Origin of the sequence: Cohnella zeiphila (assembly GCF_014212055.1) — a bacterium.
Lineage (GTDB): Bacteria > Bacillota > Bacilli > Paenibacillales > Paenibacillaceae > Cohnella > Cohnella zeiphila.
Window position 1 is genome coordinate 99,171 of the sequence record NZ_JACJVO010000056.1, and the last position, 18,332, is coordinate 117,502.

At 61.3% G+C, this 18,332-nt stretch carries 19 protein-coding genes; 7 read left to right on the forward strand and 12 right to left on the reverse strand.

Annotated elements, in window-relative coordinates:
* Nucleotides 1–36 precede the first annotated feature (36 nt).
* The 6 genes from H7C18_RS33480 to H7C18_RS33505 all read left to right on the forward strand — a co-directional run bounded on the left by H7C18_RS33480 (nt 37) and on the right by H7C18_RS33505 (nt 5,741).
* A complete protein-coding gene (locus H7C18_RS33480) occupies nt 37–474 on the forward strand; it encodes a hypothetical protein (protein WP_185133480.1) in 438 nt (145 codons plus the stop codon).
* Between the two features lie 95 nt (nt 475–569).
* A complete protein-coding gene (locus tag H7C18_RS33485) occupies nt 570–1,685 on the forward strand; it encodes a glycosyltransferase (RefSeq protein WP_185133481.1) in 1,116 nt (371 codons plus the stop codon).
* Nucleotides 1,682–3,316 (forward strand): glycosyltransferase, encoded by a 1,635-nt coding sequence (locus H7C18_RS33490; protein WP_185133482.1) that lies wholly within the window; start codon nt 1,682–1,684, stop codon nt 3,314–3,316. The genes H7C18_RS33485 and H7C18_RS33490 overlap by 4 nt, the downstream gene beginning before the upstream one ends.
* Nucleotides 3,309–4,022 carry a glycosyltransferase family protein gene (locus tag H7C18_RS33495; protein WP_185133483.1) on the forward strand — a complete coding sequence of 238 codons (714 nt, stop codon included), beginning with the start codon at nt 3,309–3,311 and terminating at the stop codon, nt 4,020–4,022. The genes H7C18_RS33490 and H7C18_RS33495 overlap by 8 nt, the downstream gene beginning before the upstream one ends.
* Nucleotides 4,006–4,851 (forward strand): class I SAM-dependent methyltransferase, encoded by an 846-nt coding sequence (locus H7C18_RS33500; RefSeq protein WP_185133484.1) that lies wholly within the window; start codon nt 4,006–4,008, stop codon nt 4,849–4,851. Before H7C18_RS33495 ends, H7C18_RS33500 begins: the two co-directional genes overlap by 17 nt.
* A gap of 206 nt (nt 4,852–5,057) precedes the next feature.
* Nucleotides 5,058–5,741, forward strand: a complete 684-nt coding sequence (locus tag H7C18_RS33505; RefSeq protein WP_185133485.1) for an SOS response-associated peptidase — start codon at nt 5,058–5,060, stop codon at nt 5,739–5,741.
* Nucleotides 5,742–5,762: 21 nt separating this feature from the next.
* Here the strand turns inward: H7C18_RS33505 and H7C18_RS33510 are convergent, their stop codons facing one another.
* From H7C18_RS33510 to H7C18_RS33530, 5 genes are all read right to left on the reverse strand, one after another.
* Complete coding sequence (locus H7C18_RS33510) at nt 5,763–6,050, reverse strand: stage VI sporulation protein F (RefSeq protein WP_185133486.1); 288 nt, start codon at nt 6,048–6,050, stop codon at nt 5,763–5,765.
* Between the two features lie 76 nt (nt 6,051–6,126).
* Nucleotides 6,127–8,178, reverse strand: coding sequence for an ATP-dependent DNA helicase RecG (recG, locus tag H7C18_RS33515; protein ID WP_185133487.1), 2,052 nt, complete (start codon nt 8,176–8,178; stop codon nt 6,127–6,129).
* A 27-nt stretch (nt 8,179–8,205) separates the two neighbouring features.
* Complete coding sequence (locus tag H7C18_RS33520) at nt 8,206–9,066, reverse strand: DegV family protein (protein WP_185133488.1); 861 nt, start codon at nt 9,064–9,066, stop codon at nt 8,206–8,208.
* A 33-nt stretch (nt 9,067–9,099) separates the two neighbouring features.
* Complete coding sequence (locus H7C18_RS33525; RefSeq protein WP_185133489.1) at nt 9,100–10,959, reverse strand: DAK2 domain-containing protein; 1,860 nt, start codon at nt 10,957–10,959, stop codon at nt 9,100–9,102.
* A 66-nt stretch (nt 10,960–11,025) separates the two neighbouring features.
* Nucleotides 11,026–11,385 carry an Asp23/Gls24 family envelope stress response protein gene (locus tag H7C18_RS33530; RefSeq protein ID WP_185133490.1) on the reverse strand — a complete coding sequence of 120 codons (360 nt, stop codon included), beginning with the start codon at nt 11,383–11,385 and terminating at the stop codon, nt 11,026–11,028.
* Between the two features lie 155 nt (nt 11,386–11,540).
* Here H7C18_RS33530 and rpmB point away from each other — a divergent pair, with 155 nt between their 5' ends.
* Nucleotides 11,541–11,729, forward strand: coding sequence for a 50S ribosomal protein L28 (rpmB, locus tag H7C18_RS33535; protein ID WP_185133491.1), 189 nt, complete (start codon nt 11,541–11,543; stop codon nt 11,727–11,729).
* Between the two features lie 258 nt (nt 11,730–11,987).
* Here the strand turns inward: rpmB and spoVM are convergent, their stop codons facing one another.
* The 7 genes from spoVM to H7C18_RS35440 all read right to left on the reverse strand — a co-directional run.
* Nucleotides 11,988–12,068, reverse strand: a complete 81-nt coding sequence (spoVM, locus tag H7C18_RS33540; RefSeq protein WP_019424875.1) for a stage V sporulation protein SpoVM — start codon at nt 12,066–12,068, stop codon at nt 11,988–11,990.
* 133 nt (nt 12,069–12,201) lie between these two features.
* Nucleotides 12,202–12,861 carry a ribulose-phosphate 3-epimerase gene (gene rpe / locus H7C18_RS33545; RefSeq protein ID WP_185133492.1) on the reverse strand — a complete coding sequence of 220 codons (660 nt, stop codon included), beginning with the start codon at nt 12,859–12,861 and terminating at the stop codon, nt 12,202–12,204.
* 3 nt (nt 12,862–12,864) lie between these two features.
* Entirely contained in the window at nt 12,865–13,767 is a 903-nt protein-coding gene (rsgA, locus tag H7C18_RS33550) for a ribosome small subunit-dependent GTPase A (protein WP_185133493.1), read from the reverse strand.
* A gap of 16 nt (nt 13,768–13,783) precedes the next feature.
* Nucleotides 13,784–15,916 (reverse strand): Stk1 family PASTA domain-containing Ser/Thr kinase, encoded by a 2,133-nt coding sequence (gene pknB, locus H7C18_RS33555; RefSeq protein ID WP_185133494.1) that lies wholly within the window; start codon nt 15,914–15,916, stop codon nt 13,784–13,786.
* A complete protein-coding gene (locus tag H7C18_RS33560; protein ID WP_337914062.1) occupies nt 15,913–16,680 on the reverse strand; it encodes a Stp1/IreP family PP2C-type Ser/Thr phosphatase in 768 nt (255 codons plus the stop codon). The genes pknB and H7C18_RS33560 overlap by 4 nt, the downstream gene beginning before the upstream one ends.
* A gap of 5 nt (nt 16,681–16,685) precedes the next feature.
* On the reverse strand, nt 16,686–17,783 hold the full coding sequence (gene rlmN, locus H7C18_RS33565; protein WP_185133496.1) for a dual-specificity RNA methyltransferase RlmN: 1,098 nt from the start codon (nt 17,781–17,783) through the stop codon (nt 16,686–16,688).
* Between the two features lie 349 nt (nt 17,784–18,132).
* On the reverse strand, nt 18,133–18,332 hold a 200-nt coding region (locus H7C18_RS35440), incomplete at its 5' end, for a hypothetical protein (protein ID WP_238358131.1).

Below are 18,332 nucleotides of genomic sequence, written 5' to 3' on the forward strand. Positions count from 1 at the left end.
AGCTACAGCATCGCACAACGAAAGGAGGTGAACCATATGGGACGCTTCCTTGATCAAAGAAGCTCGATGAACGCCGGCACGACGATCTCTGTCCCCTTGACGACGACTCCGGCGCTGTTCGGCGACATCGGTTTGCAGACCCAAGGAATTGCCGGCAACGGACTCGGTAACAACGGCTCTCTGGTCGTCGACGTGACCGGCACAATCGGATTTAACTTCGCCGCCGCAGCCACGGTGACGATCAACGTCGTTCGCGGCCCCAGCATTGCCGGGGGCACGATTATTTACACTGCCGTAATTCCTTTCCTTGCCGGCTTCGGCGAGATCGTCTCCTTCTCCGCGCAGGACCTGCTCGCTCCCGCCGCTCTGCAAACGCAGTATACGGCCTTCGTCAGCAGCGTCGCTACTGGAGGATCGCCGTTGGGTACGCGTGTCGGACCCGAGGCTTTCTGGGGTATCGCTTCCCAAGGCTAATCGTCAAGGGAGCTTGCGAACGGGTTCGTTTTCTCGTTCGCACAGCTTCCTCTTTCCATAATCAAGCATTTTCTTTACGCGAAAGGATGGAAGCCGTGATCACCGTCAGCTTGTGCATGATCGTCAAGAACGAGGAAGAGACGATCGGACGCTGTCTCGATTCCGTCCGCGACTTGGTGGACGAGATCAATATCGTCGATACGGGTTCCACGGACCGTACCAAGGAAATCGTATCCCGATACACGGACCGGATTTACGACTTCGAATGGATCCGGGACTTCGCCGCGGCCCGCAACTATTCGTTCGATCAGGCGACGCAAGAGTACGTCTTCTGGCTGGACGCCGACGACGTTCTGCTTGAACCGGACCGGGAACGGTTTCTCGAGCTCAAGGATACGCTGGACCCCCGGATCGATTCCGTGATCATGAACTATGTGCTCTCCCGCGATGCGTCCGGCAACCCGCACAACGTGACCCGCCACAATCGGCTCGTCAAGCGCTCGATCGGTCCCAGATGGATCTATCCGATTCACGAAATCCTGGTCGTTCGGGGCAGCCTCCTGTTTTCTCCCGTCGAGATCACCCACGCGCCGATATTGGAGAAAAGAAACCGTACGCGTAATTTGGCCATCCTGCAGGAGCACATCCGCAAAGACGGACCGTCGCGGCGAACCGAATTTTACTTGGCCAACGAGCTGTTCGACAACGAGCGCCATGACGAAGCTCTCGCCGCATACGAATCGTTCCTTGAAGGAAGCGTCGAGAACTTCGAAGACCATATCGCGGCATGCGGGATGCTTGCTCATTTGTATCATGAACGCGGAGAAACGGACAGAGAGCTCCGCTACCTGTTCAAAACGTTCGAATACGACGTGCCGAGGGCGGACTACTGCTGCCAGATCGGGCTTTGGTTCGAACAGAAAGGCGAGTACCGGCAGGCGGCCTTCTGGTACGAAGTGGCCGCAGGGCAAGACATTCCGGTCGACTATTTCGGCCTGATGAATTTCGTCTGCTGGACCTGGGTTCCCCATGTGCAGCTGACGCTCTGCTACGGGAAGCTCGGGGAATTGAGCAAAGCTTTGGAGCATAACGAGAAGGCGCTAGAATATTTCCCGGACGATCCGAACTTGCAGGCAAACAAAGGAAAGCTGGAGGCCATCATGAAGCAACAACGGCAGCAATCGGCAAAAGCCGCGGGGGATGCGCCATGACGACGAGCATCGTCATTCTCACCCGCAACCAGCTTGCGCTTACCCAAGCCTGCATCGAGAGCATCCGCCGCTATACGCCGCCTGAGCCCTACGAACTGATCGTCGTCGACAACGCTTCGAACGACGGCACGGTCGAATGGCTGAAGAAGCAGCCGGACGTTCGCCTGATCGCAAACCGCGAGAACGTCGGCTTTCCTCGCGGATGCAACCAAGGCATGAGGCAGGCGACAGGCGATCGGCTGCTGCTCCTCAACAACGACACCGTCGTCACCCCGCGGTGGCTGGAGCAGCTGATCGCCTGCCTGGAGAGCGACGAAACCATCGGCGCCGTCGGCCCGGTCACCAACAGCGCGTCCTATTATACGGCCGTACAGGTCTCCTACCGCGACCGGGAGGAGATGTTTGCGTTCGCGGAAGATTACAACCGTTCGAATCCCTCCGGATGGGAAGAACGGACCAAGTTGATCGGCTACTGCCTGCTCCTGAAGCGGGCGGCCTACGAAACGGTCGGCGAATTGGACGTACGATATTCTCCGGGCAACTTCGAGGACGACGACTATTGCATCCGGCTGCGCTTGGCCGGCTACCGCCTGATGCTGTGCACCGATACGTTCATCCACCATGAAGGAAGCGCCACGTTCCGCCAAGATATGGATCGTTATCAGCAATCCTACCAGCGAAGCGCGGTTCATTTTACGGAAAAATGGGGCTACAATCCGAACGTGTTCCATATCCGCCATGACATGATCGGCTGGATCGACGAGCCGAGGGAGAGGCCGCTGCGCATCCTCGAACTCGAATGCGCCGGCGGGGCCACGCTGCTGGAACTGAAGGACCGCTATCCGAACGCCGAGCTGTTCGGCATCGAACGGGACGGTCACGCCGCCGAACTCGCTTCTCTCGTCGCTTCCGTCATCACGGGAGAGCCCGAATTCGTTCGGGTTCCGGTGCCTCCCGGATCGTTCGACTACATTCTGTTCGGGGATGCCTTGGAACATCACGGCAATCCGGTCGACCTGCTGCGCCAATACGTTCCCTATCTGAAGGACGACGGCAAGCTGATCGCCCGCGTGTCGAACGTGGCCCACTTCTCCGTCATCCGGAACCTGCTTCGCGGGGAGTGGTCCGGCTCCGAAGACCGTTCGCAGCTGCGCTTCTACACGCTCGCGAGCTTGACGCGCATGTTCCAGATGGCCGGTCTGCACCACTTGGAATGCAGGGGCCAAACGAACGGCAAACCATCTCCGCGAGACGAGCACTGGATCCGGGAGATGGCCCGAAAAGAAGGCAGCTCCATGGTCGACCATTGGATGTCTTCCCATTTTATCGTGAGAGGCCACTTGACGTGCCTCTCGCCCGGCGCCCCGAACTCCCCCGGCTACTCCCGGCTGAAACGGCTCGTTCGCCGATTAGAATGGGAGATCGACCCGAGCCGGACAACCGCGGAACTCGCCGACCTCTTCCTCGCGGAAGAAGCGCGCCTGCTGGATGCCGCCCGCATCCTGGAGCGGGCGGTGGCGGACAAAGCCGCAATGGCCGGCAAGCTGGCCCGGATTTTATGCGAGCGCGGCGTTGCCGCCTCGGAACAACAAACGATTCGCGCGCTGCTGGGAGGCCAACCCGATGCTTGAGCCCGACGCCCGCAAAGTGGCGTTCATCTGCTGCACGAACGACGAGGAAGCGTTCGAGGAGATCTCGTTGTATATTCGTTCGCTGGACGTTCCCGACGGATTTACGATCGACATCGTTCCCGTCAGGGGAGCATCCGGCATGACCCTGGGTTATAACGAAGGAATGAAGCGTACCGATGCCAAATACAAAGTCTATTTGCACCAAGATGTCTTTATCATCAACCGCGCGTTCATCCGGGAATTGATAAAACGGTTCGAAGCCGCGCCGGAGATCGGACTGATCGGAATGACCGGGGCGATAACGTTTCCGATGCACGGCAAATGGTGGGAAAGCGGCGATACGGCGGGCAAGGTATACGGCACGATTAACGGCCTGGTTCATTTGATGAATTTCGGCGATTTCGAAGGGGACTTCACGTTCGTCGAAACCGTGGACGGCCTGCTGATGGCCACTCAGTACGATTTGCCGTGGAGGGAGGACGTACTGGCCGGGTGGCATTATTACGATATTTCGCAATGCCTGGAATTTCTGAAAGCGGGATATCGGGTCGCCGTTCCAAGGCAGAAGCAGCCCTGGGTTTTGCACGATTGCGGCGTGTCCTACGTCGATCGCTCGTTCATGGACGCGAAGCTGCTGTTTTTCAAAGAATACGGCCCCTTGCTGGACCGACTGAGAGGGAGGATGACCATTGGCAAACCGTCTTGATCCCGCTTCCGTCAACGAAGCCGTCCGGCATTATCGGGAACGCTGGTCGTCTGAAGGAACCCGGGGGTTGTCCCACCCCGTGGCCGCTCCCAGTCACGATTACGTCCCCTTCTCCGGAGAGCGGCTGATCATCAATTCCAAGGTCAAGTCGATACCCACCTTCGCGGAGCATCTCCTCCGTTACGACTGGGCTTGCCGCTTCGTCGGCGGCTTGAGCGTGCTGGACGCCGCCTGCGGGGCCGGCTACGGCTCCAAAATGATGGAGATGGCCGGCTCGAAAGAGATAACCGCCGTCGACGTGGACGAAGAGTGCCTGGCGCACGCCCGATCCGCTTACGGGGGCGAGCGGATTCGCCATCTTCAGGCAGATATTCAGAATCTGCCCTTCGCGAACGAAACGTTCGATGCGGTCGTCTCCTTCGAGACGATCGAGCACATCCCGCAAGGCTCGGACTGGATCCGCGAATCCGCCCGGGTGCTGAAGCCCGGCGGATTGTTTCTCGTCTCCACCCCCAACCGGCGGACTTGCAATCCGGGCCTGTATTATGAAGAAGCTCCGTCAAATCCTTATCACTTCTATGAGTACGACTTCTCCGAATTCGTCGGGGAGCTGCTGCAGGAATACGATGTGCTCGAAGTTTACGGCCAAACCCTGGTCCGGGACGCCGACGACGCCGCGCACCGCATGCTGCGGCACCAGTATGCGCGAAATCTGGTTTGGCGGCCGAATCCGGCTCCCGACGCGCGCGGCCACGAGCTCGTGCCGTACGGTCAGATCAAGAACGCTCAGCCGATGTTCGTCGTGGCGCTGTGCCGCAAAAAAAGCTAGCCGACGAAAGAGAATCGCTGCCGGTCCCCGCCGCTTGGGGGCGGCGGCTTTCGATGCCGGCTTGGAACACCTCCTTTGCCCGCAGATCCCCTCGGCAGCGTTCCGGAGCCGGACGCGGCGAATCTTTCTGTGGTTGCGCCCTTTCACGCCGCCGTCTCGAACTGGTACAATCGGGATGAACCAGATGCGATCGGGGGGAATCGGGAATGTGCGGCAGATACACGATTACGGTAACGCTCGAGGAACTGATGGCCTATTATTTCGCGGAACAGGCGGCCATCCCGGCCTGGGAGCCGAGGTATAATGTGGCGCCCGGGCAGCCGGTCCCCGCCGTGATCCAAGGCGGAAGCCGGAACCGGCTCGGCTTGCTGAAGTGGGGGCTTGTCCCGCCTTGGGCCGACGACCCGAAGATCGGCAATAAGATGATCAACGCGAGGGCGGAGACGGCCGCGGAGCGTCCGGCCTACCGCGAAGCTTACCGCTCCAAGCGCTGTTTGATTCCGGCCGACGGCTTCTATGAGTGGAAGAAAACGCCCGGGGAGAAAGGCCGTCCTTATCGGATCCTACTCCGGGAGGGCGGATTGTTCAGCATGGCGGGCTTGTACGAGACGTGGACGGCGCCGGACGGCACGAAGCTGCATACGTGCGCCGTGCTGACGACAGAGCCGAACCGGCTTATGGCCGGCATCCACGATCGGATGCCGGTCATCCTGCGGCGGGAGGACGAGCCGTTGTGGCTCGATCGCGGAGTCCGCGATCCCGGAAAGCTGCGGAAGCTGCTCGCGCCTTATCCGGCGGAGGAGATGGAGGCGTACGAGGTGCCTTCCCGGGTCGGCTCGGTCGCGATCGACGACCCCGGCAATATCGAGCGGATCGGCGGAGCGCCGTAAGCCGCTTCCCGCTTGCGGTCGTTAGCGGAACATCGCCCATAAGCGAATCAAGTGCAGCGTGTTCTTCGGATCGATCCTCTGCGACAGCACGAAGTTGACGATCTGCTCTTCCTGAATGTCGGTCATCGGTTCGTTCAGAATGCGCGAAGCCTGCTTGACCCACTTGCGGACTTTGATCCGGTCCTGCAGATCGTATTTCGTGGCTCCGTCCAGCAGCTGCTTGAATTTCTCCTTGACGGCCGGATTTTTGAGTTTGAATTTGACGCGCTCGACCAGGTCCGGCCGGATGCCGAACTTCTGCCAGCTCACCTTTTACGTCACTTCCTCTCGGCAAAGTCTGGATTATCCTATGCCGAAGCTTGGCGCGAAATGACGGGAGAGCCGCCTAATCCAGCGGCTCTCCGGCGAATAAAGCTTCCCGGTGCAAGTAATCGCGCAGGCCGGCGTACGAAGACGACGTCCAAAATTCCGGCTTGGCGGTCAGCTCGGCCGCGTCGTCTCTGGCCTGTTCCAGCGTCTCGAAATCCTCCATCAGGTTCGCCACCCGGAATTCGGGAACCCCGCTTTGCTTCGTTCCGAAAAACTCGCCCGGTCCTCTGAGCTCCAAATCCCGCCGCGCAATCTCGAATCCGTCGTCGGTATCCGTCATCGCCTTCATCCGCTCCTGCCCGTTCTCGGACTTCGGATCGGCGATCAGCACGCAATAAGAAGGCAGATCGCTTCTTCCGACGCGGCCGCGAAGCTGGTGCAGCTGCGACAGGCCGAACCGCTCCGCGTCCATCACGATCATCAGCGTCGCATTCGGGACGTCGACGCCGACCTCGATCACCGTCGTCGACACGAGCACGTTCGTCGAACCCGCGGCAAACGTCGCCATCGCCTCTTCTTTCTCCGCCGACGACATTCGTCCGTGCAGCAGTCCGATCGCGAGCTCCGGCAGCGCCTGGCGAAGCTGCGCGTGCAGGTCGATCGCGTTCTGCACGTCCAGCTTCTCCGATTCCTCGATCAGCGGGCAGATGAAGAACGTCTGGCGGCCGAGCTCCGCTTCCTTGCGAATGAGGCTCAGCACCCGGTCCATCATGTCGTGCTTCACCCAGTACGTCTTGACCGGCTGACGGCCTTTGGGCCGCTCCCGGATCGTCGACACGTCCATGTCTCCGAATACCGTAATGGCCAGCGTCCGCGGAATCGGCGTCGCCGTCATCGCCAGCACGTCGGGGTGCAGCCCCTTCTTGCGCAGAATGCTGCGCTGGTTGACGCCGAACCGGTGCTGCTCGTCCGTTACGACAAGGCCCAGCTTCCGGAACACCACGTCGTCCTGAATAAGCGCGTGCGTCCCGATGACGATATCGGTAAGCCCCATCTGCAGCGAAGCCAGGATGTCCTTGCGCTTGCGGTCGGTCAAGCTGCCGGTGAGCAGCCCCACTTGAATGCCGTAGGGCTCGAACAGCTTGCCGAGCGAACGCGCATGCTGCTCCGCCAGAATCTCGGTCGGCACCATCAGCGCGCCCTGATAGCCGGCGCGGACCGACGCATAAAGCGCGACGGCGGAGACGACCGTTTTGCCCGAACCGACGTCGCCCTGCAGCAGCCGATTCATCGCATACGGCCGTTTCATGTCATAGGCGATCTCGTTGATCACCTTCTTCTGCGATTCGGTCAGCTCGAACGGCAGCGCGGCGACGAACGACCGGATCTCATCGCTGCTGATCGGGTGCGCGATGCCGTCCGGCTGCTTGCGGCTGGCGGCCCGGTACGCCTGAAGCTTCAGCTCGAACAGGAACAGCTCCTCGTATACCATTCGGCGCCTTCCTTCCTGTCCCGCCGTCGTGTTCTCGGGACGGTGCAGCCGAAGCACCGCTTCTCGCCGCGGGACGAGGCGATGCCGCTCGAGCAGTTCCTCCGGCAGCAGTTCCGGAATTCGGTCCCCGTACTGGTCCAGCGCTTCGCCGATCTTCTTGCGCATCCACGCCTGGGTCAGACTGCCTCCGACGGAATAGACGGGCTGCAGCGTTCCCGTCTTCGCCGCGCCGCGGTCGGGAAATTCCGACTCCGCAACCGTCAGCTGCCGCCGCCGCTGGTCCCACTTGCCCGTCAGCGTGATCTCCCGCCCGATCGTCAGCTGGTCCTTGAGAAAGGCGCGATTGAACCAGACGGCGGTAATGAGCATCCCTTCCACCGTGACCCGGCAGAGCAGCCGGGCCGTCCGTCCGTAGCGCTGCAGCGAAGCGAGCGTCGTCACCGTGCCCTGTACGGTAACCTTCTCTCCGTCCTTCATCTCCTGCAGCGTGCGAATCCGATAGTCTTCATAGCGGAACGGATAATATTCCAGCAGATCCCCGACCGAAGAGACGCCCAAGGCGTGAAGCTCCCCCGCTTTCTGGGAACTCACGCCTCGAAGTTTCTGAACGGGAATGTCGAACAAATTTTGCAGCATGGCCAACCAACCTCTCCAAAAAGCCGCTTACGACAAGGATGCCGGCGACATGAAGATGCCGACCGTGCCCGGACCGGCATGCGTCCCGATCACCGGGCCGATCGCCGAGCGGCTGAACTTCCGAATCGGGAATTTCTCCCGCAGCAGCGCGATCAACTCCTCCGCCATCTCCGTCCGTCCCGGCGTGACGACCGCCGCCAGGTCGACCGGCCCGTCCGGGAACGCCGACTCCAGCAGCTCGACGATGCGCATGAACGCTTTTTTCTGGCCTCGCACCTTATCGAACGCGGTCACGTAGCCTTCCTCGTCGATCGTCAGAATCGGCTTGATGTTCAGCAGCGAGCCGAATAAGGCCGCCGCCTTGCCGATCCGGCCGCCCTTTTGCAAGTATTCGAGCGTCTCCACCAGAAAATAAAGCTTCGTCTCCGCCTTCAGGCGCAGCACCCGCTCCACGATCTCTTCCTTGGACAAGCCTTGGCTCGCAAGCTCCGCCGCCTGGACGACCATCATGCCGTAGCCGTACGACGCCGTTTTCGAATCGACGACCGTCACGTCGCCTTCCCCTTCGAGCATCGATTGCCCCAGCAGCGCCGATTGGTACGTGCCGCTGAACGCCGAAGACAGGTGAATCGAGATCACCGCTTTCCCTTCGTCCGTCAGCTGCTTGTACACGTTGTAATATTCGCCCGGCGAAGGCTGACTTGTCTTCGGCAGGCCGCCGAACGAGGCGAGCTTCTCGTAAAATTCCGCCGGCTGCAGGTTTACGTTGTCCAAATACGATTGTTCTCCGAAATGCACGCCGAGCGGCACGACGCGGATATCCAGCTCCCGGACGATCTCCGGCGGAATGTCGGCCGTGCTGTCGGTCACGAGCGCAATCGGTCTCATCGCGTTCCTCCTATCTTCAGAACCTTGCAACGGTCACACCGTCTCTACCATGAACCAGTAAGGATACAAAGGCTGACCGCCCTCGTGGACTTCGATCTCCGCTTGCGGATACCGTTCGCCCAGCCAGCCGAGCAGCGCGTCGGTGCAGGCCGGGTCGGCATCCTCGCCGGTCAGGATCATCACAGCCTCGTCGCCCGAGGCGAGCATTCGGCCGAGAAGCGAACGCGCCGCTTCCACGACGCCGTCCTCCGCCGTCACGATCGTCTTGTTCAGGATGCCGATGTATTGGCCGCACCGAATGTCCACGCCGTCCATGCTCGTGTCGCGAACCGCCTTCGTCAGCTGGCCGGCCAGCACGTTGCCGATCGCTTTGATCATGCGGTCCTCGTTGGCCTCGGCGGTGTCCTCTTCGCGAAACGCCAGCATCGCCGCCATCCCCTGGGGAACGCTGGTCGACGGAAGAACGGTCACCGGCCGGCCCGCCAGCTCGGCGGCCTGCTTCGCCGCCATCCATACGTTCGGATGGTTCGGCAGCAGGAACACGTGCCCCGCCGCCAGCGAAGAGACGGCCTGGACCAGATCCTCGGTGCTCGGATTCATGCTGGTGCCGCCGGAGATCACCGTGTCCACGCCCAGGCTGCGCAGCAGCTCCTCGTTGCCGGCTCCGACGCTGACCGCCACGATGCCGTATGGCGCCAGCTCGTCGGCGGCGGGATTCGGCGCCTCTTCCGCCCAATCGGACCCGGCCGGATCGGCAAGTCCGCCGCCGGCCGCGGGCAAGCCGGAAGCGGCCTCCCAACCGAGCGTTTCCGGCTCGTCAAGCCGCGGCTGCCGCGCGCCGTTCAAGGCCGGCCGGCCGTGATCGCGAGACGACAGCAGCTCCCGATGCTGGTCCTTCATGTTCAGGATGCGAAGCTCGGTCAATTCGCCGTGCAGCAGCGCGGCGTTCAGCACGTCGCCGGGCCGGCGGGAATGAACGTGCACCTTGACGATGTCGCCGTCGTCGATCAGAATGACCGAATCTCCGTCTTTCTCGAGCGTTCTGCGGAACGCCGCCTCCGGAAAGGGAGATCTGCCGACGCGGGGACGCCGGATAAAAAACTCCATGTCGTACGGGAATGCGATCGACTCGGTCGCAAGCCGGGCTTGCGCCGTTCGTCCGGCGGCGGCCGTCTCGGCCGATGCCCCGATTCCCGCCGGACTGCGCGGCGGAACGGCGCGGACCGGTTCCGCCGCGAAAGAGGCGCCGGAGAGGCCCGCGCCGTGATCTCCGCCGTTCTCCGTCAAGTAGCGGACAAAGCCTTCATACAAATAAACGAGCCCTTGCCCCCCCGAATCGACGACGCCGACCTGCTTCAGCACCGGCAGCATGTCGGGCGTCCGGTTCAGCGTCTCGACGGCTTTCCTGTACACCTCGTCCATCCATTCGGCGATGTCCGCCGTTCTGCGGGACAGGCTCATCCCGTGGCGCGCCGCTTCGCGCGCCACGGTCAGAATCGTTCCTTCCACCGGCTTGGCAACCGACTTGTAAGCGGTGTCAACTCCTTGTTGCAACGCAGTCGCATATAATGGCACGGTCAATTCGCGCTGGCCGGAGACCGCGCGGGAGAAACCGCGAAACAATTGGGACAGAATGACGCCGGAGTTGCCTCTCGCGCCCATCAGCAGGCCTTTGGCCAGCGTCTCCGCGGCGCGCCCGACGTCGTCGGAAGGCTTCGCCGCCAGTTCGGCCGCCCCGGCCTTCATCGTCATGTCCATATTCGTTCCCGTGTCTCCGTCCGGCACCGGGAAAACGTTCAGTTCGTTCACGCGGTCCGCCCGCTGCGCGAGCGACGCCGCTCCGGCCAGAACCATGGCCGTCCATTCCGTTCCGTTCAAGCTGCGTTTGATCAAGTGGAATTCCCCTTCCGAAAGGTACGATCGGTTGATGTCGGTTCTAAGTTGGCATCCGGTCGTTGCCTAGCGAGACACGCGTACGCCTTGAACGTAAATATTGACTTCGTCGACGCGCAGCCCGACCACATCTCCCAAGACATACTTAACCTTCGTTTGGATGTTGTGAGCGACTTCGGAGATTTTGACTCCGTAGCTTACGACGACGTATAGATCGAGATAAGTCCGTTCCCCTTCTCGCCGAACTTCCACGCCCCGGGACATATTCTCGCGGCCGAGCAAATCGGCGATGCCGTCCTTCAGCTGTTTGCGGGATACCATGCCGACCAGTCCGTAGCATTCCACGGCCGCCGAACCGGCGATGACGGCGACGACTTGATCTGCGATGTCGATTTTCCCGTTTTCGGTCGCGAGCTGCATAGGCATGGAAATTCACTCCTTTTATGCTGATATTATGGACCATAACCCATTGTACTATAAATAAACGGCGGATTGAAGCCGAAAACGGCGATTGCAACGGTTCCGGGGCTGTGCTATGATAGTGAAAGTGTCTGCAAGGCTTCGGTAGGGAGGTGGATAGAATGGCTCGCAAATGTTATATTACGGGTAAGAAACCGGGTTCCGGCAACCACGTTTCTCACGCCAATAACCATAACCGCCGTTCTTGGGGGGTTAACGTCCAGAAGGTGCGTATTTTGGTGAACGGCAAACCGAAACGGGTGTACGTGAGCGCTCGCGCCCTGAAGTCCGGCAAAGTCGTACGCGTATAATCGCGGCCGATATACGGCTATCGATGACAAAAGCACCTGGGGATCCAGGTGCTTTTTCGTATTCCGGGGCTTGCCCCGCCATGGCGCGGATCGTCCGAAGGCGCCGAGCCAGGCGCGGCGAAGCCCCGATGAAGGGTCCCCGCCGGAACGTTCGGAACCGTCGCTGAAGCATCCCGCTTCATCCGGGGAAGTTCTATGCGTGCATGCGTGTTCCCGGCTGAGCCGGAGCCTCCGGGAATCGCCGGATCCGCGGAGGCTTCAGTTCTTCTGGAACGTGTTCAGGATCGCCTTCACGAATCCACCCAGAAACTTCGGCAGTTTGAACGTATAAAACTTCATCCCCACACCCTCCTCCGGTCCCCGGCGGCGCCGCGAATGAAGCGCTGGACGCGAATCGACCGCCTGAAAGTACGCTATTGGTTCATTTGTATGCGGAGGAGGCTTGACCCTATACCGGACGGGATGCGACTTTTTAGGATTGGGCTGCAGACCGGAGCGCCGCGATGGCCGCGGCACGGTCGCTCTGGCCGAAGATGAACTGGCCGGCGACGAGCGCGTTCGCGCCCGCTTCCGCGACCTGATCTGCCGTATCCGCCTGAATGCCGCCGTCGACTTCGATATGGACGCCGTTCAGACCTCGGCTGCGAAGCCGTTCGCGGAGCTTGCGGATCTTGTCCAGCATCGCCGGAATGAACGACTGCCCGCCAAAGCCGGGATTGACGGTCATGATCAGCACCAGATCGAGATCCTCCAGCACGTAATCGAGGGTGTCCAGCGGCGTGTGCGGATTCAGCGCGACCCCGGCTTTCAGCCCCAGATCGCGGATGGCGTGAATCGTCCGGTGCAGATGCACGCACGCTTCGGCGTGAACGGTGATGCGGTCGGCTCCAGCCTTGGCCAGATCGGCGAAAAGGCGGTCCGGCGTATGCACCATCAGATGCACGTCGAACGGAAGCTTGGTGTACGGACGGATGGCCGATACGACCGGCGGGCCGAACGTCAGGTTCGGAACGTATTGCCCGTCCATGATATCGATATGAATCCAGTCGGCGCCGCCCGCTTCGACTTCGCGGACTTCCTCGCCCAGACGGGCGAAGTCAGCCGACAGGATGGATGGTGCGATGATCGTCATTGATTAGTACCTCCGTCGATTCTCTTTCCACTCCGCCATGAAGCCGACGTAGTGCTGGTAGCGGCTCTCCGCCACTTCTCCCTTTTCCCTGGCTTCCAGAACGGCGCATCCGGGCTCGTGAATGTGGGTGCAGCCGCGAAATTTGCAGCCGGGGGCCAGCTTCGCGAATTCCCGGAAGCAATCGCCGATCTGCTCGATGCCGAGCTCGGCGAAGTCCAGCTGGCTGAACCCCGGCGTATCCGCGACGAAACCGCCGCCGGGCAGCGGCATCAGCTCGACGTGGCGGGTCGTATGGCGTCCGCGGCCGAGCTTTTCGCTGATCTCGCTCGTTTCGAGCGCCAGACCCGGCACGAGCGCGTTGAGCAGCGACGACTTGCCGACGCCCGATTGTCCGGCGAAGACGCTGACGCGGCCGCCAAGCTTGCTTCGCAGCTCGTCGATGCCTTCTCCTCGCCGCGCGCTGGTCGCCACCGTCTCGTAGCCGATCGAAGCGTACAGCTTCCCCGCGTCGTCCGCTTCCCGAAGGTGCCGCTCCCCGTCTTCCGCTTCCTCCGCCGCATCCAGCTTCGTCAGGACGATCAGCGCGTCCAGCCCCGCGTGCTCGGTATGGACGAGGAACTTGTCGAGCAGCTGCAGGTTCAGCTCCGGCCGGACGACCGAGAAAACGAGCACGGCGAGCTCCGCGTTGGCCACCGGAGGACGAACCAGTTCCGAACGGCGCGGGAGAATCTGTTCCACCGCGCCCTCGCCGTTTTCCGTCTCGCTGTAAACGACGCGATCGCCGACGAGAGGCGACTCCCCGCGCTTTTTGAAAATTCCGCGAGCGCGGCATTGCACCGAAGCGCCCGCATCGTCCGCCACGTAGTAATATCCGCTTAACGCCTTATAAATCGTGCCTTCGGGCATCCGAAGTCTCCTTTGGTCAATTTCCCTGATCCTGTCCGCCGTTATCCGGGTTGTTCGGATCGATCGGCTGGCCGTCCGTTCCGTCGCCCGTCTGAGCTCCCGTTCCGTCGGTCGTTTGGCCGTTCGGATCGGGCGGCGGCGAAACCGTCGCTCCGGTATCGGGCTCGGTCGAGGCGGGGATGTCTCCCTCATAAGGTACGGGAATCTCGCTTTGAAGAGCGTTATCCTGATAAACCTTAATTTTCCCTTCCTGTCCGGGCGCCAGCACCAGCTCCGGATAGAAAGTGGTCGCAGACTTGATCTTCGTCGATTTGACGGCTTCGATGTCTTGACCCCTTGCGTCGTCGACGGTGATGCGAATGGAGGTGTCTTTGCCGTCCTCCTTCGGGTAGACCGTCACGCTCGGATTTATTTTCTTCGCATTGTCGGGATAGCCGCTGCTGATCCAGAGCTTGACCTTCGTACCGGGATCCACCTGTTCGCCGGGCTCGTTAGGGAACTGCTTGAAGACTTGATTTTGCACCGTGTAGCTCGGCTCATAGCTCAGGTTGGCCTCGTCGAGCACCAGGTTATCCTTCTGCAGCTCTTCCTTCGCTTGATCCAGCGTCATCCCGATCAGATTCGGCATTTGGACCTTCTCCGGCCCTTGGCTGACGGTCAGCGTCACCGTATCCTTCTTCGGATCGAACTGGGTGTCCGCGGGCGGATCCTGCTCGATCACCGTTCCGGCGTCGCTCTCGTCGTGCGCGTCTGCCTTTTTGATGCGATCTTGGCTGACGCCCAGATCGGTAAGCTGCTGCACGGCGTCGTCGTAAGACATGTCTTTGAACGACTTCATCGTGGCCAGCTCCGGCCCGGTGCTGACGGTGAGCGTAATCGTCGCGCCTTCCTTGACCGTCATGTCTTTCTTGTCCTGGCGGATGACCTTGCCTTCGTCCACGGAGTCGCTCGGTTCCGTCAGAGGCGGATCGGCGACCAGAAGCCCCACTTTGGTCAGATCGGCTTTGGCGTCGGCCAGCATTTCGCCCTCGACGGTCGGAACCGGAACGTCCTTCGGGCTGAGAGAGCCTTTGAGCGACATGACCGCCCAGATCAGGATGCCGATCAGAATGACGGCGAGCACGGACAGCACGGTCGGAAGCACCCAACGCCGCCGTCGCGGCTCGTCCTCGTACTCCTCCTCGTCTTCCTCCCCGCGCTTGGCTTCGTCGCCCTTGGCGATCGTCTCCTGTCCCGACATCCGCATATCCGGCTTCAAAGCCGGGATTACCCGCGTTTTCTCGTCTTCCTCGTCTTCGGACCCGAACTCGACCCGCGGCTCGCGAAGCCGCTCCGGCTGCAGGCACGTCTCCAGGTCGTCCAGCATTCGCTTCGCCGAAGGATAGCGCTCCTGCGGGTTTTTGCGCATGGCGCGCAGGATGATGTTCTCCACGCTCTGCGGAATATGCGGGTTGACGAGGCGAGGCTCCTCGAACGGCTCCTGCAGATGCTTGAGCGCTACGCTGATCGGGCTCTCGCCGAGGAACGGCAGCCTTCCCGTCAGCATCTGGTACAGCACGATGCCGAGCGAGTAGATGTCCGACTTCTCCCCCGTCGCGACGCCTTTGGCATGCTCCGGCGAGAAGTAGTGAACCGAGCCGACCACCGAGCCGGTCTGGGTGATCGTCGAAGACGTAACCGCTCTGGCGATGCCGAAGTCGGTCACCTTCACGCGGCCGTTGTTGCCGATCAGAATGTTGTGCGGCTTGATGTCCCGATGAATGATCTGGTTATGATGGGCGTGATCGAGCGCGTCGCAAATCTGCGAGGCGATGCGCACCGCTTCTTCGGTCTGCAGCGGAGCCCGGTCGCGAATAATCTCGTTCAAATTATGGCCGTCCACGTATTCCATGACGATAAAGTGCGTGTCTTCGTCCTTGCCTACGTCATAAATGCTGACGATGTTCGGATGAGACAGCGATGCGGCGGCTTGGGCTTCCCTGCGGAATCGGCGGACGAATTCCTCGTCGTGGACGAATTGCTGTCTGAGCACTTTGACCGCGACGAACCGGCCGAGCAGCAGGTCGCGCGCCTTATACACGAGCGCCATGCCGCCGCCGCCGATGCGGTCGAGCAGTTCGTATCGTCCTCCGAGCGTTTGTCCGATCATGCCGAGCCTCCTTCCCCGTCTGCCGCTTGCGCGTCGTATTCGATGAGAGCGACGGTCACGTTGTCGTCCCCGCCGGCCAGCAGCGCCAGCGAGATGAGTCGGTCCGCAAGCTGCTCCAGGTCGTCACGCGGTTCGGCCAGCGCGCCCAATATCATGTTCCCTTCCACCAGACCGCTCAGGCCGTCGCTGCACAGAAGAAGACGGTCTCCCGGCTTCCAGTCGATCCGCTGCACGTCGACTTCGACTTCCTTGTCGGTGCCGAGCGCTCGGGTGAGCACGTTGCGGCGGGGATGCCGCGCCGCCTCTTCGGGACTCAGCTGTCCCGACCGAGCCAGCTCGTTCACGAGCGTATGGTCCTCGGTCAGCTGCCGCAGCTCGCCGTCGCGAAGCCGGTAGGCGCGGCTGTCGCCGATATGGCCGATCAAGCCTTCGGATTCGTTCAGCAGCGCCAGCACGACCGTCGTGCCCATGTTGGAATACGCTTCATTGCCCGACGCCGTCTCGTATACGACGGCGTTGGCGCTCCGAACCGCCGCGCGCAGCTTCTCCTCGGTCTCCTCCGCGGCCAACGGCTCCGTCCAGGCGGACAAGGAGCGGGATAGGCTCTCGACCGCCAGTTCGCTGGCGACTTCTCCCGCCTTATGCCCGCCCATGCCGTCGGCGACGACCGCCGCCGCGAGCCCGTTCCCGGGCAGGGCTACCCAGGCGCGGTCCTCGTTGATTTGCCGGACTTTGCCGACATGACTTCGCATCGCCGTTTTCACACCGGTCACCTCGCTTGCGCTTCCATATGCTTCGCCCGCAGCTGGCCGCATGCGGCCGCGATGTCGTGCCCCTGCTCCCTGCGGATGGTGGCATTGATCTTCTTGCGCTCCAGGATGCGATGAAACTCGAAAATATCGTCGCGAGGCGTCCGGACGTAATCCCGTTCCGGCACGTAGTTGACCGGGATCAGGTTGACGTGGCACAGCATGCCCTGAAGCACGTCCGCAAGCTCTTCCGCGTGCTCGGGCCGGTCGTTGACGCCGCCGATCAGCGCGTATTCGAACGTGATTCTGCGGCCCGTCTTCTCGATGTAGTAGCGGCAGGCGTCCATCACTTCGACGAACGGGAAGCGCCGGTTGACCGGCATCAGCTTCGAGCGCAGGTCGTCGTTCGGCGCGTGAATCGAGATCGCCAGATTGATCTGCGTGTTCTCGTCCGCGAACTTCAGCATGTTCGGCACGATGCCGCTGGTCGACACCGTGATGTGCCGCTGCCCGATATTCAATCCCTTCGGGTGGGTCATGAGCCGCAGGAACGCCATCGTGTTCTCGTAGTTCTCGAAAGGCTCTCCCGAGCCCATGATGACGATGCTCGACACGCGTTCCCCTTCCGGATCGAGCAGGCGCTGCGCCTGCACCACTTGGGCGACGATCTCGCCGGACGTCAGATTGCGCTTGAGCCCGCCGAGCGTCGAGGCGCAGAACGTGCACCCGATCCGGCAGCCGACCTGGGTCGTGACGCAGACGCTATTGCCGTAGTTGTGCCGCATGATCACCGTCTCGATCGCGTGGTTGTCATGCAGGCCGAACAGGAACTTGACCGTTCCGTCCTTCGATTGCAGCTTCGTAATTTCCGTCAGCGTCACGAAGACGAACGCATCCGCGAGCTTGTCGCGAAGCGGCTTCGGGAGGTTGGTCATCTCGTCGAAGGAACCGACCCTTTTCACATACAGCCAATCGAAAATCTGGCCCGCGCGAAAGCCCGGCTCGCCCTGCTCCTTCGTCCACTCCTGAAGCTGCTCGAGCGAGTAATCGTAAATAAAAGGTTTGTCCGGCTTGTAGTTCAATTTATTTTCCAGACCTTTGATTGTCTGGTTCTCCATAGCGGTCACCACCGTTCGATCTATTTTACCATAAACGCGCTTCCGGCAGGAAGAACGCGCGCCGCGGGGGATTCGAGGCCATGACGGTCCCTAGACGCGACGTTTTCGCTTGCCCTCCTGCCTCCCTCGCTCGCCCGCCCGCCTTCGTTCGCGTTCGCCCATTAGACGACTCTCGGGGTCCGGGAGTCGCGCGGGAGTCGGTCGGATTACAGACGAACTTGCGGCGGTTCTGGCACCATGCGCGAGATTAGTCGGATATCAGGTTAACTTTCGGCGGTTCTGGCACCATGCGCGGGATTTAGTCGGCTATCAGACTAACTTGCGACGGTTCTGGCACCATGCGCGGGATTTAGTCGGATATCAGACGAACTTGCGGAAGTTCAGGCACCACGCGCGGGAATTGCTCGGATATCAGACGAACTTGCGGCCGTTCAGGCACCATGCGCGAGAGTTGGTCGGATATCAGATTAACTTGCGACGGTTCTAGCGCCATGCGCGAGAGTTGGTCGGATATCAGATTAACTTTCGGCGGTTCTGGCACCATGCGCG

Excerpts from the sequence above, each read along its gene's own strand:
- H7C18_RS33480 (WP_185133480.1), top strand. The coding sequence starts at position 37 with ATGGGACGCTTCCTTGATCAAAGAAGCTCGATGAACGCCGGCACGACG.
- H7C18_RS33490 (WP_185133482.1), top strand. The coding sequence starts at position 1,682 with ATGACGACGAGCATCGTCATTCTCACCCGCAACCAGCTTGCGCTTACC.
- H7C18_RS33495 (WP_185133483.1), top strand. The coding sequence starts at position 3,309 with ATGCTTGAGCCCGACGCCCGCAAAGTGGCGTTCATCTGCTGCACGAAC.
- H7C18_RS33505 (WP_185133485.1), top strand. The coding sequence starts at position 5,058 with ATGTGCGGCAGATACACGATTACGGTAACGCTCGAGGAACTGATGGCC.
- recG (WP_185133487.1), bottom strand. The coding sequence starts at position 8,178 with ATGCTGCAAAATTTGTTCGACATTCCCGTTCAGAAACTTCGAGGCGTG.
- H7C18_RS33520 (WP_185133488.1), bottom strand. The coding sequence starts at position 9,066 with ATGAGACCGATTGCGCTCGTGACCGACAGCACGGCCGACATTCCGCCG.
- H7C18_RS33530 (WP_185133490.1), bottom strand. The coding sequence starts at position 11,385 with ATGCCTATGCAGCTCGCGACCGAAAACGGGAAAATCGACATCGCAGAT.
- rpmB (WP_185133491.1), top strand. The coding sequence starts at position 11,541 with ATGGCTCGCAAATGTTATATTACGGGTAAGAAACCGGGTTCCGGCAAC.
- spoVM (WP_019424875.1), bottom strand. The coding sequence starts at position 12,068 with ATGAAGTTTTATACGTTCAAACTGCCGAAGTTTCTGGGTGGATTCGTG.
- rpe (WP_185133492.1), bottom strand. The coding sequence starts at position 12,861 with ATGACGATCATCGCACCATCCATCCTGTCGGCTGACTTCGCCCGTCTG.
- rsgA (WP_185133493.1), bottom strand. The coding sequence starts at position 13,767 with ATGCCCGAAGGCACGATTTATAAGGCGTTAAGCGGATATTACTACGTG.
- pknB (WP_185133494.1), bottom strand. The coding sequence starts at position 15,916 with ATGATCGGACAAACGCTCGGAGGACGATACGAACTGCTCGACCGCATC.
- rlmN (WP_185133496.1), bottom strand. The coding sequence starts at position 17,783 with ATGGAGAACCAGACAATCAAAGGTCTGGAAAATAAATTGAACTACAAG.